We start from the raw sequence: 14,883 nt of genomic DNA on the forward strand, positions 1-14,883 counted from the left end.
CGCCCGGCCACGCTGCCGGTGGCCTGCGGCCGGGCAACAGAGCTACCCGAGGCCACAGTTGGGCCGCCGACGGTGCGTGGGCACGCCGCACGCATCCGGTCATCCTGTCGCGGGTCCGCCGACCAGGGAGAGCGTGCCGTCGAGATACGCCGCCCGGGAGGCACGACGCTGGATCTTCCCGCTGGAAGTCTTGGGGATGGTGCCGGGATGGACGAGCACGACATCTCGCAGGGGCAGACCGTGCGCCTCGCCGATCGCACCGCGGATCAGATCGATGATCTTCTCGGACTCGCCCACCCCCTCCGGTGCCGTCTCGGCAACGACGACGGGTTGCTCGCCCTCGCCTCCGCCGTCGACGGAGAAGGCTGCGGTGCAGCCGGGCCGCAGCGCCCAGTGGGACATCTCGGCGGACAGTTCCAGGTCCTGCGGGTAGTGGTTGCGTCCGTCGATGACCATCAGGTCCTTGAGACGGCCGGTGGCGAAGAGTTCGCCGTCCCGCAGGAATCCGAGGTCGCCGGTGCGCAGGAAGCGGCCCTCGCGACCGCCGAGGGTGGCCCGGAAGGTCTCCCGGGTGGCGAGCGCGTTGCGCCAGTACCCCTTGGCGACACTCGCTCCGGAGACCCAGATCTCCCCGACCTCGCCCTCGGGCAGTTCCTCCTGCCGTTCGGGGTCGGCGATGACCACGGTGATGCCGGGGCCGGGCCGGCCGGACCCGACCGCTGCCCCGTCCGTGGGCCTGGCCACCTCCGCACCGGCATGCGGACCGGTTCCACCGGCGCCGGTGGCAGCGGCCAGGGTGGGCGGGGCGTTCACCGAGCTGCCGGTGACGATCAGCGTGGCCTCCGCCAGGCCGTAGCAGGGATACAGGGCCTCACGGCGGAAGCCGACCGGGCTGAAGGCCTCGGTGAACCGGCGCAGGGTCGCAGCCCGTACCGGTTCGGCGCCATTGAAGGCCACCTTCCAACGGCTCAGGTCGAGGCCGTCGAGCAGGTCGGGCGTGGCATGCTTCAGACACAGTTCGTAGGCGAAGTTGGGGCCGCCGCTGGTGTGCGGGCGGTACCGGCTGATGGCGGTCAGCCAGCGCTCGGGGCGTTGCAGGAAGTGCAGCGGGGAGAAGAGTGTGGCGGTCACGCCGAGGTAGGCCGCGTTCAGGACCGGGCCGATGAGGCCCATGTCGTGGTAGACGGGCAGCCAGCTGACGAAGAGTTCATGGCCGTACTCCTCGATCACGTCGGGAGTGTGACCCATCCGCTCCGTGATGACCCGCTCGTTGTCCATCAGATTCCCGTGGGTCACCATCACCCCGCGCGGGGCGGAGGTGGACCCGGAGGTGTACTGGAGGAAGGCGACCGAGTCTGCGGTCAGGTCCGGTTCGCGCCAGGAACCGGCCGCCGCGTCGGGGATGTCTTCGGTCGCGACGCAGGTGATCTCGGCCAGTTCGGGCAGGTGTTCCGACATGGTGGCGAGGGCCTCGATCACCTCGCGGCCGCCCAGGATCACCTTTGCGTCGGCGTCGGCGATCAGGCGCTTCATCCGGAGCAGGGCACGGTGGTTCTGTGACCGCCCCTGCGGGGGCAGGCCCGGTACGGCGACGACGCCGGCCGACAGACAGCCGAGGTAGCCGCAGATGAATTCGATGCCGGGCGGATACAGCAGCATGGCGCGGGAACCGGCCAGGCCGCGCTCCTGCAACCAGGCGGCGACGGCACGGGACCGCTCGGCGAGCCGTCCGTAGGAGATGTCCTGGATCTCTCCGTCGGAGTCCCCCGTGACGAGGTACCGGTAGGCGGTTCGGTCGGGCTGTAGAGAGGCGTGCGCGGTCAGCAAATCAACCAGGGAACGAGCCATGGGAGGTGTCTCACCTGTTCGGATGAGTGAGCGAGAAGTCTGGAGTTCGAAGGCCGCGTCATAGGCACGCGCAGATGCCGCGTACGCCCGGCCCCCTTGCCAGAACGTCCGTCTCGATCAATCCGCACAGGAAGCGGCGGCAGTGCTCGCGCCGACTCCCCGTGACCCCCTTCGAATTGCTACCAACGAGTAACACAGTAGCAAGTCCGACCGACCCCTCAGATGTAACCCCGGGTACTAAATACGGAATTGGGCGATCTGACAGTCAGTCACCACATGTCAACCGTGTGAAATGGCTGGTGCGCGCGGTGCTCAGGAGGGACATGTGTGACGCATCACGCGCTCCGAACAACGTTCGGGCGAACCGGCATTGGTCGTAGGGCCGGGTCGGCATGCCCGCGGGTCAGCGGCAGACATACCTGAAAGAGCCCGTCGCCTCGACCGGGATCCGCTGGTGCAGGATCCGCAGCCGCGCGACGCCACTGAAGGCGCCCGGACCGCGAACCGTCCAGCGGAGGTGGACCGTGACCCGGCGGGCGCCACGGGGAGCCAGGTGCACCAGCTCACCGGAGTCACGTCCGTCTCCGCGCAGCCACCGGTAGGTGACAAGGCCACCGTGTCCGTCGGTGGTCAGCACCCCGACCAGGTCCGCGGTCTGGCCGCAGCGCAACTGTCCTGCGGGCGCACGGACTTGCACGGCACTGACGGTCAGAGCGGGCGTGGGGCGCAGGGACAGCCAGAAGAGGACAGCGGCGACCGCTGTCAGGAGCACGGCCGTGGCACTCCAGACGCGTCGCCTTCGGGGGACGTGGGGCCGGGGTGCGGCGCGATCCTGGGGGTAGGCCGCGGGCTGGTCGTCCACCGGGACACCTGGGCCGAATCGAAGAAGGATCTCATCGTCGGATGCGTCCGATGTGCTCGACGTCTCCGATGCCTCCGCCGCGGCCGATCCAGGAGATGCGGGAGATACGACCGAACGCGGCGGCATACCGATGCGGGCCCGCCTGCCCAGGACGGTGGCCTGGTCGCCGGGCGCGAGAGGAACGGCGGGTACGGCCACCGCGTCGGTCACTGGGACTGGGGCCGAAGCGGGAGTTGGGGCTGAGGCAGGAGCAGGAGCAGAAACCGGAGCCGAAGCCGGAACTGGAGCCGGTGTAGGAGCGGAAGCGGGAGGCGGGACTGGAGCTGGAGCCGGTGCAGGAGTTGAAGCCGGAGCCACTGCCGCCCCTGCTGCCGCCCCCGCTGTCGGAGCCGGAGCCGGAGCCGTTGCAAGGATCGGCGGCCGCACCAGGGCCGGTACGAAGTTCGGCGTTGTCGCGGCCACCGCCGCCCGTAGCGCCGTTCGCCGCGCGAAGTCCGGAGGGAGCACTCCGCGCCCGGCGACGAGCACTGCACGGGCTGCGGCCAGTCCGTCCGACTCGGCCGTCGTAGCGCAGCGGGCGAACAGGTCGGCCGCGGGGGATCCGGGCTCGGTCCACGCGGCAGTGAGGGTACGGGCGAGGGCGGCCCACGCCGCCGTGTCGGCCTGAAAGGCGAGGTCCGCGCCGACTGTGTCGCCCAGTACCGGGCCCAGCGCGGCCTCGGTGAGCTGGGCGATGCCGTCCGGTGCCACGACGACCGTTTCCGCGTCGAGTGCTCCATGGGTCAGTCCGGCCGCGTGCAGGGCCAGCAGGGTTTGCGCGCTCTCGTTGAGAATGCCGGCGACACTCCCCGCGTCCGGTCCCGGTCGCAGCGCGGAACTCGTTCCGGATCGCGGTGGTGGTCCGTCCGCATCCAGGAGGGCGGCGAGGGCAGGTGCCGGTGGGCGGGCGCTGATCAGCCACACGTCGTCGGCCTCCGTGACGAGGTCGACCGTGCCCAGGGCTCCGGGCAGCCTGAGCTTCGCCACGGCGAGTACGGCGGCCGCCAGCCGTCCTCCGACGCCCTCCGGGGCGAGCAGGGCTCGGTCGATACGGAGCGCGCCGAGGAGTGGCTGTCCGGAACCGGCCGGGAGCAGGGCATGCCAGGTGCCGTGGCGTGTGGTGCGCGACCAACCGCTCAGGGGGCGCCCGGCGACCGTGGGGGCTGTCGTCATGTCGGTCCGTTCTCGTGGTCGGCCGCCGGGTCGTGCCTCAGCACGGCGGTGCGTCCAAGGACGCCGTCCGCGGCTGGCCCGCGGCTGCCGGAGTGCTGGTCAGCGCGACGACCCAGGTGCCCCGGCAAGGGTGGTTGGCGAAGTCGGCCACGAAGGTCACGTCGTAGTGCGTACTGCCGGACAGGTTGCGGCTCTGGGAGCCGTAGGGGTCGGCGGGCGTGTCCACGTAGTAGTTCGCGGTGACGGTCAAGGGACCGGTGCCCGTGGTGTCGACGCCGACGGCGGCGATCAGTGTGCCCGTGGTCGGCCCGCGCTGCCAGGAGCCGATGGTGAGCGAGACCGTGCCGGATGTGGGCGCGGTCGGGGCTTCGGACGTCGCGGCGGGTGTGGGTTCCGGTGGTGCCGCCGTGCCCGTGGTGGGGGTGGGCGAGGCGGCCGAAGGCCCTTCCGACGGGCTGCCTGTCGGCGAGTCGGAGGAGGTCGGCGTGACCGGGTCCGTGGCTGTGCCCGGTGAGCCGGACGTCGAGGGGGCGGGGACTCCCGACGCTACAGGAACGCCGGAGGGCACCGAACTGGCTACCGTCGTCGCCGTGTCGTGCGGACGGGCCGTCGCGGACGTCACCGCGCCCGCCACGACCGCGAGCGCCGCCGCTCCGGCCGCGGCCTTCCAGCCGCCGCGCTTCAGCCGGGCCAGCAGGGTCAGTGCCTGCGCCGGGACGTCGAGGGTGGCGGCGGTGGTGAGCGGGAACAACAGCGCGAGCAGCGTGGCGAGTTCGGCGAGGCGGCGGCGTCCGCGCTCCTCCCAGTCGGCACCGTAGGTCTCGGTGGCGGAGCGTTCGAGGTCTGCGAGGAAGGCGTCGATGGCCGGTCGATCCGCCGGGTCCTTCGCGAGTCCCCTGGCCAGCAGCTCGCGCAGCGGCGGGGGTACGTCGTCCAACGGAACAGGCGCGCGCAGGTGCTGGAGGAGGAGGGCGTTCACGTCGTCGGCGGTGAACGGGCGGTGCCCGGTGAGGCATTCGTAGCAGACGGCCGTGGCGGCGTAGACGTCGGCGGGTGGCCCGGCCGGCTCGCCGCGCCATTGTTCGGGCGCCATGTAGGCGGGGGTGCCCATGGCCTCGGTCTCGCGTCCGGTGCGTACGGCGATGCCGAAGTCGGCGAGCGCGCTGGTGCCGTCGGCGCGGACCAGGACGTTCTCCGGCTTGTAGTCGCGGTGCACCACTCCGGCCGTGTGTGCCGCGCCGAGTCCCTGGAGGGAGCCCTTGAGCAGGACGAGGGCGGCTTCCGGGCCGGTGGCGCCGTGGCGGCGCAGGAGTTGGCGCAGGCTGACGCCGTCCACTGCCTCCATGACGATCGCGGCACCCCGGCGGGTCTCCACGTACTCGTACAGCCGCACCACGCACGGGTGCCGCAACTCTCCGAGCAGCCGGGCCTCGGCGCGGAATCGGGCGAGGAACTCCCGGTCACCGCAGAGGTGTTGGCTCAGGTATTTGACGGCGACGGGTACGCCGGTCGCGGTGTGCCGGGCAAGTACGACCAGCCCTCCGCCGCCCTGGCCCAGGGTGCGTACGACGTCGTAACCGGGCACGGTCCACTCCGGGCCCTTGGTGCCTTCCGGACCGCTGGTGGTTCTGGGGCGGCCCATGGCGCCTTCCGCACCCCTGGTGCTTCCCGGGCGGCCCGTGGCGCCTCCCGGACCCATGGCGCCTTCCGGACCCATGGTGCCTTCCGGACCCGGGGTGCCGTCGGGGCTTTGCTCTGTCATGCGGTGCCCTCCAAGGACGCACCGACCGCGCCATGCGGCGGCGCCGCCCCACGGCGGCGTCGGACCCGGCGTGCCAGCCACCGCACCGGCGCCGCCCACACCGGGAACGCGACCATGGCGACCACGGCGCTCTCGATCACCGTGACCCAGGGCTCGGCCAGCCGCCCGTCCAGCAGGTCGCCGATACGGGAGTGCCAGGCCAGCAGGGCGAGGGCCAGGAAGCCGTACGTCCCGACGACGACCGCGAGGCCGTACGCGGCCATGCCCGTCTGACGCGGTCCGGGCCGGTTGCCCGCACGCAGGTCCCGCCAGAGCCCGCCGCGGAAGTAGGCGCTCGCCTCCTCGCGCAGGCGCGGCACGCGCAGCGCGTCGGTCAGCGCCTGGTAACCGTCCAGCGGCATCAGGGGGTTGAAGTTGTAGAGGGTGTTCAGGTACAGCCCGAAGGCCAGGTGGAAGAGGATCGCCGCAGCCGGTCCGGCCGGCAGTACGGCCGCGCCGGTCGCGCACCAGCCGGCCAGGACGGCGGTCGACAACGGTCCGGACAGGGCCACGACTACCCGCGACCAGCGCGTGCCGAACCACATGTCGCTGGTGTCCACGAAGGCGAACGGCATGCCCATCATGAACAGGAAGCCACCGCGCCGCACCTTGCGGCCGTACGACTTCACGGCCAGGGCGTGCGTCAACTCGTGTACGACCAGGGCGCTCACGTATCCGGCGATCAGCAACACCGGTCCCAGCACGCCGGCTCCGCCGAAGTCCAGCAGGTGCTGCCCGTTCTGTGCGGCGAAGAACGCGACGAGTCCGCCCGCGACCGACAGCCAGGCCAGCGTCACGCCTGTACGGGTGAACAGCCGCCAGCCGAAGGCCTGATAGAGGCGGGTGACGGCACGGTCGAGACCGGGGAACGAGATCTCCAGCTTCAGCAGCCCCCGGTACAGGGCGCGCCCTGCCCGCCGCCATCCCTTGCGACCCGTATCCTCCGGTCGGCCGGGCAGTCCGCGCAGCAGGTCCGCGCGCTCGAACGCGGTCAGCGCCGACTCGATGCGCGGCAGGGCGAGTTCACCGAAGCGCTCGGCGTACGCGAACAGCAGGTCCCGTACGGTGTTCTCGCCGTCGATGGCGTTCCAGAGGAAGGCCTCACGCTCGTCCAGCTCGAGATACGCGCCGGTGCGGGTGTTGTTGAGCACCCAGCGGGGTGCGCCGTGATCAGTGGGCACCTGCTTCAGCGCCCAGCCGGAACGGCGTCGGGGCCGCGCGGTGAGCTGTCCGTTCGCCTCCGGCGCCTCATCCTCCACGACGGTGGGGAGTTGGGTCTGCTGGGTGGCGACGACCATCGTGCGCGAACCGATGCGGGCGTCTCGGGGGTGCTCGAAGACCAGGCGTACGTCGCCGACGGACAGTTCCGTGCCGTCGGCGAGTTGGGCCGCGCCGCCGTGCAGGTCGACTCCCGCGACCGCGGTGCCGTTGAAGGAGTCCAGATCCTCGATCCGGAAGCCGGACTCCGTACGTACGATCCGGGCGTGGCGGCGCGAGACACTGCCGTCGGGCAGCACGACGTCGTTGTCCTCGCCCCGGCCCAGGGTCGTGAGCGGGCCGGTGAGCGGGACGAGGAGGGCGGGGTCGTCGAGGCCGCGCAACTGGGGCGCCGCGTAAGCCGTCGGTGCCGCGCCGCGGCGGAGAGTGCCGCAGCGCAGGCAGTAGGGGAAGTCGCGCCGCAGGTGGACGCGGCATGCGTGGCAGAGCATGGGGCGGTTCAGCCCGCGCCGGAACCGCTGGCGAGCGTTCCACCGTCGAAGCCGCCGTCGATGGCGGGGGCCGAGGGCGAAAGGTGCGTAGAGATGCCGCCGGTGCCGATGCCTGGGGCCGTCACGCCGCCGCGGATCCCCTCGCGGCCACCGCCGCCCTCGCCACCACCGGGCTCGCCTCCACCAGGGCGGCGACCCGTGTTCTCCTGATCTCCACCACCACCGCCACCGTCGCCGCCTCCCCCGGGTTCACCACCACCCCCGGGCCGACGACCGGTGTTCTCCTGATCTCCACCACCACCGCCACCGTCCCCGCCCCCGGGCTCACCACCACCGCCGGGGCGACGACCGGTGTTCTCCTGGTCCCCGCCACCGCCGCCTTCGCCGCCGCCTCCGCCTCCTTCACCTCCGCCGTCGCCGCCACCACCCTCACCGCCACCGGGGCGACGACCGGTGTTCTCTTGGTCCCCGCCACCGCTGCCGCCGCTGTCACCACCGCCGCTATCACCGCCGCCGCTGTCACCCCCGCCGCTGCCGCCGCCGTCACCACCCCCGCTGTCACCGCCGCCGCCTTCACCCCCGCCGCCGCCGTCACCACCCTCACCGCGGTCGTAGATGCCGCCGTGGCCGAAGTGACCGGAATCGCCGTCGCCGCCGAAGCCGCCGCCGGGGCCGCCACCGTGCTCCCCGCCCAGGCCACCGGAACCGTGCCCGCCCAGACCGCCGAGGCCTCCGAAGTCGCCGCCCGAGCCTCCGCCGAGGCCTCCGAAGTCGCCGCCCGATCCCTCGCCGAGGCCCCCGAAGCCACCGTCAGACCCACTGCCGAAGCCACCGGGACCGCCATCCGATCCGGTGCCGAAGCCACCGAAGCCACCGAGATCGCCGGAACCCCCCTCGGAGCCTTGGCCGAAGTCCCCGAAACCGCCCTCGGCACCGCCTCCGAAGTGGTCACCGAGACCGCTGGCCTCGCCCAGGCCCCCTGCCTCACCAAAGCCGCCGAGCTCCCCGAACCCACCTCCGTCGACACCGGCACCAGCACCGGCACCGGGCACGCCGTGCCCCAGCCCGCTGCCAAGGAGACTCCGCGCCCCCGTACCCGTCAGATCGAGCCCCGCCCCGCCGCCCTGTATCTCACTGGGGCGAGGAGGGCCGGACAAATCGTCGGCAGACAGATGCCCGGCCGCGATGTGATCCCCGGAGACGTGGTCACCGGCCATGTGGTCGGCCGCCGGAACATCATGGTGCGCCGGCCCATGGGCGGCGCTCCCGAAGAAGAGGGACGACTTCGACAGCCGGGGGTCGAGAGCGGCCGGTCCCCCGGACGTGCCGGTATCGACGCGGAGGCGGCAAAGTTCGGTGACCTGCTCGGGTGTGAGGCCGAGTCTTCGTGCCACCTCGCCGGTGTCGCCGTCGAGTTCGGCCCTGAAGGCCGGGTCGACAGCGAGGCGGGTCAGGGCGTCGCGGAAGGCGTTTTCGGTCATGTCTCGGGTCTCCGTCGTTCTGGCGTGGGCTGGTGCCGATCCCGGCGGAGTCGAGGGTCCCCCTTGGCCGGCGGCGGACCGCCTGTTCCGGCCACCCCCACCGATGCCTGCACGGACGGTTATAAGGGGCATGGCATGACCCGCGCAAGGCTGCGAGCAGGGATCACTCCCTGAAGCGACGGCCTTCCGGTTGATCGTGTCCCCTGACGTTGCGATCGGATGGAGCCACGTGTGTCCCTCTGTGCGAACTCGGGGACTATCCGGCCGACGCACCCGCCCCCGGCGTCCAGGGGACGCTGAGGCGGCTGCCGAACGTCACTGCTGCTCCCGAGCCTCCTCATGGCCCAGGAAGTTACCGGGGCCCTCGCCGGTCGCCAGGTTGATCGCGTCTCCGACCCGGGTTACGGCTCGGCGCCTGACGTACGGCGCGGCGCCCGGCGGACCGTGGTCACCAGTCGGTGGCCGGGGCGGCGGCGTACTCCTCGTCGGTCACGGGGGTCAGCCAGTGGACGACGGCATGGTCGGCGTCCGCCTCGTTGATGGCCAGGTGGACCATCAGCCGGTTCGGCGCGGCGCCGTGCCAGTGCTCTTCGTCGGCCTCGAACAGGACGCGGTCGCCAGGCCGGATGACCTCGATCGGCCCGCCCCGCCGCTGGCACAGACCGACCCCCTCGGTGACGAAGACGGTCTGGCTCAGCGGGTGGCGGTGCCAGTGGGTCCGCGCGCCCGGCATGAAGTGCACCAGGGTGGCGCTGACCCGTGACGGAGAAGGTGCCGCGGCGACGGCGTCGATGTAGACATCGCCGGTGAACCAGTCGGCGGGACCCTTGACGGTGTTGATCGAACTACGGGTGATCTGCAAGGTCGTTTCCTTCTCTGTGGGCTTCGTGTGCGTATGGGGCCGGTCGCTCATCCTTCGGATCGCCAGGACGGCGTGTCCGCGGACAGGTCGCGGCGCGGCCGTCACGGCTTGAGGAGGGCCTTGATGGCGCGGCGCTCGTCCATCGCCTTGTAGCCCTCGGCGACCTGCTCCAGGGGCAGGGTGAGGTCGAAGACCTTGCCCGGGTCGATCCGCCCCGACAGAACGCGGCCGATCAGGTCGGGCAGGTAGCGGCGCACGGGAGCGGGGCCGCCACGCAGCCCGACGTGGGAGAAGAAGAGTTCCTGGCCATCGACGGAGACCTCGTGCGGGACGCCGACGAACCCGACGTTGCCGCCCGGTCGCGTGGAGTGCAACGCCTGCCGCATGGCCTGTGCGGTGCCGACACACTCCAGCACCGAGTCGGCGCCGATGCCGCCGGTCATCTCCTTGATCCGGGCAATGCCCTCGTCGCCGCGCTCGGTGACGATGTCGGTGGCACCGAACTCCAGGGCGAGCCGGCCGCGGGACTCGTGCCTGCTCATCGCGATGATGCGCTCCGCGCCCATCTCCTTCGCCGCGATCACCGCGCACAGGCCGACCGCGCCGTCGCCCACCACCACAGCGGTGGAGCCGGGCCGGACCTCGGCGGCTTCGGCGGCGTACCAGCCGGTGCCCATCACGTCGGAGACGGCGAGCAGGCTGGGCCACAACTCCTCGCCCGGGTGCTCGTCGGTGGCGACCAGGGTGCCCTGGGCATTGGGGATGCGCACGTAGTCGGCCTGGCAGGTGCTCATGAACTCGCGGTCGAGGCAGTTGGACTGCCATCCGTTGCGGCAGTTGGCACAGGTGTTGTCCGAGGTCGCGAACGAGCCGACGACGAACTGCCCGGGCCTGAGCGTGGTGACCTCGGCTCCGACCTCCTCGACAAAGCCGACGTACTCGTGGCCCATGGGGTGGGCCTCGTCGGTCGTGTCCAGCCCTCGCCAGGGCCACAGGTCGGAGCCGCACACTCAGGTGACGGCCGTGCGGATGATCGCATCCGTCGGCTTGAGGATCCTCGGGTCGTCCAGGGTCTCGAAGCGCACATCGCCGGGGGCGTGGATCACTGCTCCGTGCATGGGGGAAGTCCTTAAAAGTTCGTTGGAGGGGCGGGCGGCCAGGGGGGCTGACTGTGGGCCGCCGTAGTCCGGGGGCGGGAGGAATCGGGTGCGCGTCGAGCGTGCCGTCGTCCTTCGCGGGCCGCCCGGCCGGGTACGTACCCGTCGCGACGGCGGTGCCGTCCCAGGTGGTGCCGATCGACGTGGTGCCGTTCCCGGTGGAGCCGATCGACGTGGTGCCTCCTCCAGGTAACCGCTCATGACGTCGGCTGACGAGTCACCGGCGAAAGGTGTACCGGCAGTACATCCCTCCCACGCCGGGCAAGCCGTACGGTCGAAGACATGGACAACCGTGAGGAGGTCCGCGAGTTCCTCACCTCGCGGCGAGCGAAGATCACTCCGGAGCAGGCGGGCCTGCCTGCCGGATCCCGGCGGCGCGTGCCGGGACTGCGCAGGAGCGAGGTCGCCGCGCTGGCCGACATGAGCGTCGAGTACTACGCCAAACTCGAGCGGGGCAACCTGGCGGGCGCCTCCCCCGCCGTACTCGAAGCCGTCGCGAGAACGCTGCGGCTGGACGACACCGAACGGGCCCACCTGCTGAACCTGGCGCGGGCCGCCGACGGTTCCGACGCTCTCACCCGCCCCCGGCGCCGCTCCACCAGCCAGCCGTGGACCCCGCACCGCAGCCTGCAATGGACCCTCGACGCGATCACAGCGGGGCCGGCGGTCGTGGTCAACGGCCGCATGGACATCCTGTCCGCCAACCGGCTCGCCCGTGCCTTCTACACCGACCTCTTCGCGGGCCCCGAAGATCAGCGGAACCTGGCCCGCTTCCAGTTCCTCGACCCGGCCTCCCGCCGGTTCTACCCCGACTGGGATCTGTTCGCCGACATGGCGGTGGCCATCCTGCGCCGCGAGGCGGGTCGCGACCCTCACGACAAGGATCTGCACGACCTCGTCGGAGAACTGTCCACCCGCAGCGAGGACTTCCGCTCCCGCTGGGGCGCCCACAACGTCCGCCGCCACGGTACGGGGACCAAGCGGTTCCGCCATCCCGAGGTCGGCGACCTCACTCTCGCCTACGAGTCCCTGGACCTGGCAGCCGAACCCGGACTCAGCATGACCGTGTACATCGCCGAACCCGGCTCCCCCTCGGAAGAGGGGCTGCGCCTACTGGCCTCATTGGCCGCCACGGAGGACATCAGCCCGGCAGCGCGGCACCCCACCACCTGAAGGAGCCTGCCGGCGGCCGCCCGCCGTTCACACTCGGTGTGCCGAGGTCCTGTGCCGGTCCAGGATCTCGATGACCTCGGCATCGCTCACCTGCTCGAAGTCGTCGTACCAGTAGCCGACCGCCCCGAAGTCCGGCGGCTGCCGGAGCCAGACGACATCATCGGCCTCCGAACGCATGCCGGTGGCGGTCCCGGGAGCGCAGACGGGCACGGCGAGGATGAGCCGGGCGGGTTCCAGCCGGCGCAGGTGGCGCAGAGCGGCGCGTGCGGTGGCGCCGGTGGCCAAGCCGTCGTCGACGACGACCACGCAGCGGTCGTGGACGTCGGCCGTGGGCCGGTCACCCCGGTACAGCAGCGCGCGGCGTTTCAGTTCCGCGCGTTCACGGGCGACGTCCGGTGCCAGCTGGTCTTCGGTCAGGCCGAGCATCCCCAGTGCCCGCTGGTCGAACAGCGGCGGGTCGTCGCCCACGATCGCCCCGATGCCCGTCTCGGGCCGACCGGGCACGCCGATCTTCCGTACGACCAGCACATCCAGTGGCGCCTCGAGAGCCCGGGCAACCTCGGCGGCGACTGGTACACCGCCACGGGGCAGGGCGAGGACGAAGGGATGGGGAAGGCTGCCCTGGGATTCGGATGGCTGCTCCATCAGGCGGCGCCCGAGTTGCTCCCCGGCTTGCCGACGGTCAACGAATCGCATCGCCTCGTGTCCGCCTTTCTCCCCCGGTCTCCCCCAGTTCTTTCGATCCCCCGGTCTTCTTAGACCCCCGGGTCCATTCCGGTCTTCTCCGGTCGTGTCCGGTCGTGTCCCGTCGCGTCCGGTCGCGTCCGGTCTCGTTCGGTCTCCTCAGGAGAACGGGGAGACCGGCAGGGGATACCTTCCGGTCGGCCGTGTCCCGCCGACGACGACCGAAGTACCGGCATGGAGGACGGTGCCCGTCTGCGCCCGGCAAGGCGAGCCAGGACTCAGCTGCGCTCCCAACTCGAGCCCCGGCTCGATGGGCCACTTGCGCCCAGTTGTCGTGTTTCACGTCGTCACGGCCTCAAACCGACCGAAGCCTCCGGCGGCTTTACCGCCCGGCGTCCTCGCGCTCAAGGTCGCTATGGCCACCGTCGACATTTTCTTGACGGCTGGCGTCATGGCTGGCCAGCAGTTTCAGCAGCTCCGCCACGGAAAGTCCCTCTTCCGCCGGGTGACGCAGGATGGTCCCCGACGTGATGCGGTACGCGTTGGACCGGCCCTCGCGCGTGTGGGTGAGGTATCCGCCGCTCTCCAGATCGGAAATGATCTTCTGGACCGCGCGTTCGGTGAGCCGGCAGCGGGCGGCGATGTCACGGATGCGGGTGCTGTGATCTTGGGCGATCGCGGCCAGCACACGGGCGTGGCTGGTGAGAAAGGTCCACCCTGTATGCGGTTCAGGCACTTCTACCATCCCCTCAGCATAGAGCTCTTATTCACGCATCCAAAAGAATGAAATAGTTTTCCGGTATCTGTTGACGTGTGATGCGTGAGGACGCAACCTGAAGGAGGAGTACATCCATCAGCCGGACTCAAGGTCTCCGGCGCCGCCTCACCCAGGGCAGGATCCAATGCACGCATCAAGGTCTTACGACCCCGCGTTGCGGGAGCTGACGATCGATGTGCTGTGCCAGAGCGGACGCATCCTCGTCACGATCTGCGGCGAGCTCGGTCTCGGTACGAACCAGGCGCTGAAAGCAGCGCTCCTCCAGGCCGTCGACAGCAGCGCCCAGGGCGTGGATCTCGACCTGAGCGGCGCCACCTGTGACTGCTCGGCTCTGAACGTCCTGATCGCCGCCAGGCGGCACGCCCTGGACGCCCACAAGACCCTCACGATCCGGTCTGCCGGCTCCGCGGTGCGGCGGCTGCTGAGCGCGACAGGGACCCTTCCGCTGTTCACCTCGCACGACACGACACGACCCGCCCATGCCCGTCGACCGGTCCGGCCCGACACCGAGAGCCGCACGCAAGGGGAGCATGCCCTGGACAACGAGGAGGAGGCACTGCGCAGCGAGGTCGTACAGCTTCGCCGTGCCATGCGGACGCGGCCCGTCATCGACCAGGCCCGGGGCATCCTGATGGCTTCTTTCGGGCTCCGCGCCGAGGACGCCTGGGACGTGCTGGTCAGCGTCTCCCAGAACACGAACATCAAGCTTCACCTGGTCGCGGGTGAACTGGTGACGACCGCCGTCCAGGGAGGAGCACTCCCGACACCCGTGCAACAGCACCTGGCAGCAGCCGTGTCGGCGCTCGCAGAGGCGGTGGCGGAGGTGGGGACAGTGGCGGAGACGGTAGCCGAGGCAGGGACGGTGGCGGAGGACGGGCAGCCGCGCGAGGACGCGGCCCCGTTCGGCGCGCGGTCCACGCCAGAAGACGAGGGATCTGAATTTGCACCCTGAGGGGTGCTCACCGAGCTCGGCGACACGGTCCCCGGACGGGGAGTGTTCAACGAACGTCGTCCGGACGGTCCTCCGCCCGGGCGCACATCGCGCACGTCGCACACGTGACAGTCAGCGCGCACACGTCGCACACGGCGCACACGTGACAGTCAGTGCGCACCCGGCCCCCGCGTCATTCCCTTCTCAGTTGCTGATCCGGACGCCTCTTTGTTGCCGGTCCGGACGTCTCTTTGCCGCTGGGCCGGACCTCCATGGTCACTCCGACCCTTCACGACGGCCCCGTAGAGGGCCGCGCCTTCACGCGACGGCCCCGAGAGGGCTTCACGAGGGACGCTTCAGGCCGAGTACGGCATTGGTTCTTGCT

11 protein-coding genes are annotated in these 14,883 nt (G+C 71.0%); 3 read left to right on the top strand and 8 right to left on the bottom strand.

Annotated elements, in window-relative coordinates:
• Positions 1 to 99: 99 nt before the first annotated feature.
• From ABZV42_RS27825 to ABZV42_RS27840, 4 genes are all read right to left on the bottom strand, one after another.
• Positions 100 to 1,848: a fatty acyl-AMP ligase gene (locus ABZV42_RS27825; RefSeq protein WP_356054089.1), complete on the bottom strand. Its 1,749-nt coding sequence runs from the start codon at positions 1,846 to 1,848 to the stop codon at positions 100 to 102.
• 403 nt (positions 1,849 to 2,251) lie between these two features.
• A complete protein-coding gene (locus ABZV42_RS27830; RefSeq protein WP_356054091.1) occupies positions 2,252 to 3,922 on the bottom strand; it encodes a hypothetical protein in 1,671 nt (556 codons plus the stop codon).
• A 37-nt stretch (positions 3,923 to 3,959) separates the two neighbouring features.
• Positions 3,960 to 5,564, bottom strand: coding sequence for a protein kinase (locus ABZV42_RS27835; RefSeq protein ID WP_356054093.1), 1,605 nt, complete (start codon positions 5,562 to 5,564; stop codon positions 3,960 to 3,962).
• 116 nt (positions 5,565 to 5,680) lie between these two features.
• Positions 5,681 to 7,432, bottom strand: coding sequence for an FHA domain-containing protein (locus tag ABZV42_RS27840; RefSeq protein ID WP_356054094.1), 1,752 nt, complete (start codon positions 7,430 to 7,432; stop codon positions 5,681 to 5,683).
• A gap of 83 nt (positions 7,433 to 7,515) precedes the next feature.
• Here ABZV42_RS27840 and ABZV42_RS27845 point away from each other — a divergent pair, with 83 nt between their 5' ends.
• On the top strand, positions 7,516 to 9,087 hold the full coding sequence (locus ABZV42_RS27845) for a hypothetical protein (protein WP_356054095.1): 1,572 nt from the start codon (positions 7,516 to 7,518) through the stop codon (positions 9,085 to 9,087).
• Positions 9,088 to 9,361: 274 nt separating this feature from the next.
• On the opposite strand, the gene ABZV42_RS27850 is transcribed toward ABZV42_RS27845, so the two are convergent.
• Positions 9,362 to 9,775, bottom strand: a complete 414-nt coding sequence (locus ABZV42_RS27850; RefSeq protein ID WP_356054096.1) for a cupin domain-containing protein — start codon at positions 9,773 to 9,775, stop codon at positions 9,362 to 9,364.
• Positions 9,776 to 9,876: 101 nt separating this feature from the next.
• The gene (locus ABZV42_RS27855; RefSeq protein WP_356054097.1) at positions 9,877 to 10,785 is read right to left on the bottom strand and encodes a zinc-dependent alcohol dehydrogenase family protein; all 909 of its coding nucleotides are present in this window, start codon (positions 10,783 to 10,785) and stop codon (positions 9,877 to 9,879) included.
• A 429-nt stretch (positions 10,786 to 11,214) separates the two neighbouring features.
• Between ABZV42_RS27855 and ABZV42_RS27860 the strand changes: the two genes are divergently transcribed.
• The gene (locus ABZV42_RS27860; RefSeq protein WP_355985942.1) at positions 11,215 to 12,105 is read left to right on the top strand and encodes a helix-turn-helix transcriptional regulator; all 891 of its coding nucleotides are present in this window, start codon (positions 11,215 to 11,217) and stop codon (positions 12,103 to 12,105) included.
• 27 nt (positions 12,106 to 12,132) lie between these two features.
• Here the strand turns inward: ABZV42_RS27860 and ABZV42_RS27865 are convergent, their stop codons facing one another.
• Together ABZV42_RS27865 and ABZV42_RS27870 are read right to left on the bottom strand one after the other, a co-directional pair.
• Positions 12,133 to 12,801 (bottom strand): phosphoribosyltransferase, encoded by a 669-nt coding sequence (locus ABZV42_RS27865; RefSeq protein ID WP_355985944.1) that lies wholly within the window; start codon positions 12,799 to 12,801, stop codon positions 12,133 to 12,135.
• A 370-nt stretch (positions 12,802 to 13,171) separates the two neighbouring features.
• Complete coding sequence (locus tag ABZV42_RS27870) at positions 13,172 to 13,534, bottom strand: helix-turn-helix domain-containing protein (RefSeq protein ID WP_355985946.1); 363 nt, start codon at positions 13,532 to 13,534, stop codon at positions 13,172 to 13,174.
• A gap of 187 nt (positions 13,535 to 13,721) precedes the next feature.
• Here ABZV42_RS27870 and ABZV42_RS27875 point away from each other — a divergent pair, with 187 nt between their 5' ends.
• Positions 13,722 to 14,519 (top strand): ANTAR domain-containing protein, encoded by a 798-nt coding sequence (locus ABZV42_RS27875; RefSeq protein ID WP_355985948.1) that lies wholly within the window; start codon positions 13,722 to 13,724, stop codon positions 14,517 to 14,519.
• Positions 14,520 to 14,883: the final 364 nt, after the last annotated feature.

It is taken from the genome of Streptomyces sp. NPDC005281, assembly GCF_040607495.1.
In the GTDB taxonomy this organism is placed as follows: Bacteria; Actinomycetota; Actinomycetes; order Streptomycetales; family Streptomycetaceae; genus Streptomyces.

Bases quoted from the DNA above. Each gene is read 5' to 3' on its own strand.
- ABZV42_RS27825 (WP_356054089.1), bottom strand. From the start codon at position 1,848: ATGGCTCGTTCCCTGGTTGATTTGCTGACCGCGCACGCCTCTCTACAG.
- ABZV42_RS27830 (WP_356054091.1), bottom strand. From the start codon at position 3,922: ATGACGACAGCCCCCACGGTCGCCGGGCGCCCCCTGAGCGGTTGGTCG.
- ABZV42_RS27835 (WP_356054093.1), bottom strand. From the start codon at position 5,564: ATGGGCCGCCCCAGAACCACCAGCGGTCCGGAAGGCACCAAGGGCCCG.
- ABZV42_RS27840 (WP_356054094.1), bottom strand. From the start codon at position 7,432: ATGCTCTGCCACGCATGCCGCGTCCACCTGCGGCGCGACTTCCCCTAC.
- ABZV42_RS27860 (WP_355985942.1), top strand. From the start codon at position 11,215: ATGGACAACCGTGAGGAGGTCCGCGAGTTCCTCACCTCGCGGCGAGCG.
- ABZV42_RS27865 (WP_355985944.1), bottom strand. From the start codon at position 12,801: ATGCGATTCGTTGACCGTCGGCAAGCCGGGGAGCAACTCGGGCGCCGC.
- ABZV42_RS27870 (WP_355985946.1), bottom strand. From the start codon at position 13,534: ATGGTAGAAGTGCCTGAACCGCATACAGGGTGGACCTTTCTCACCAGC.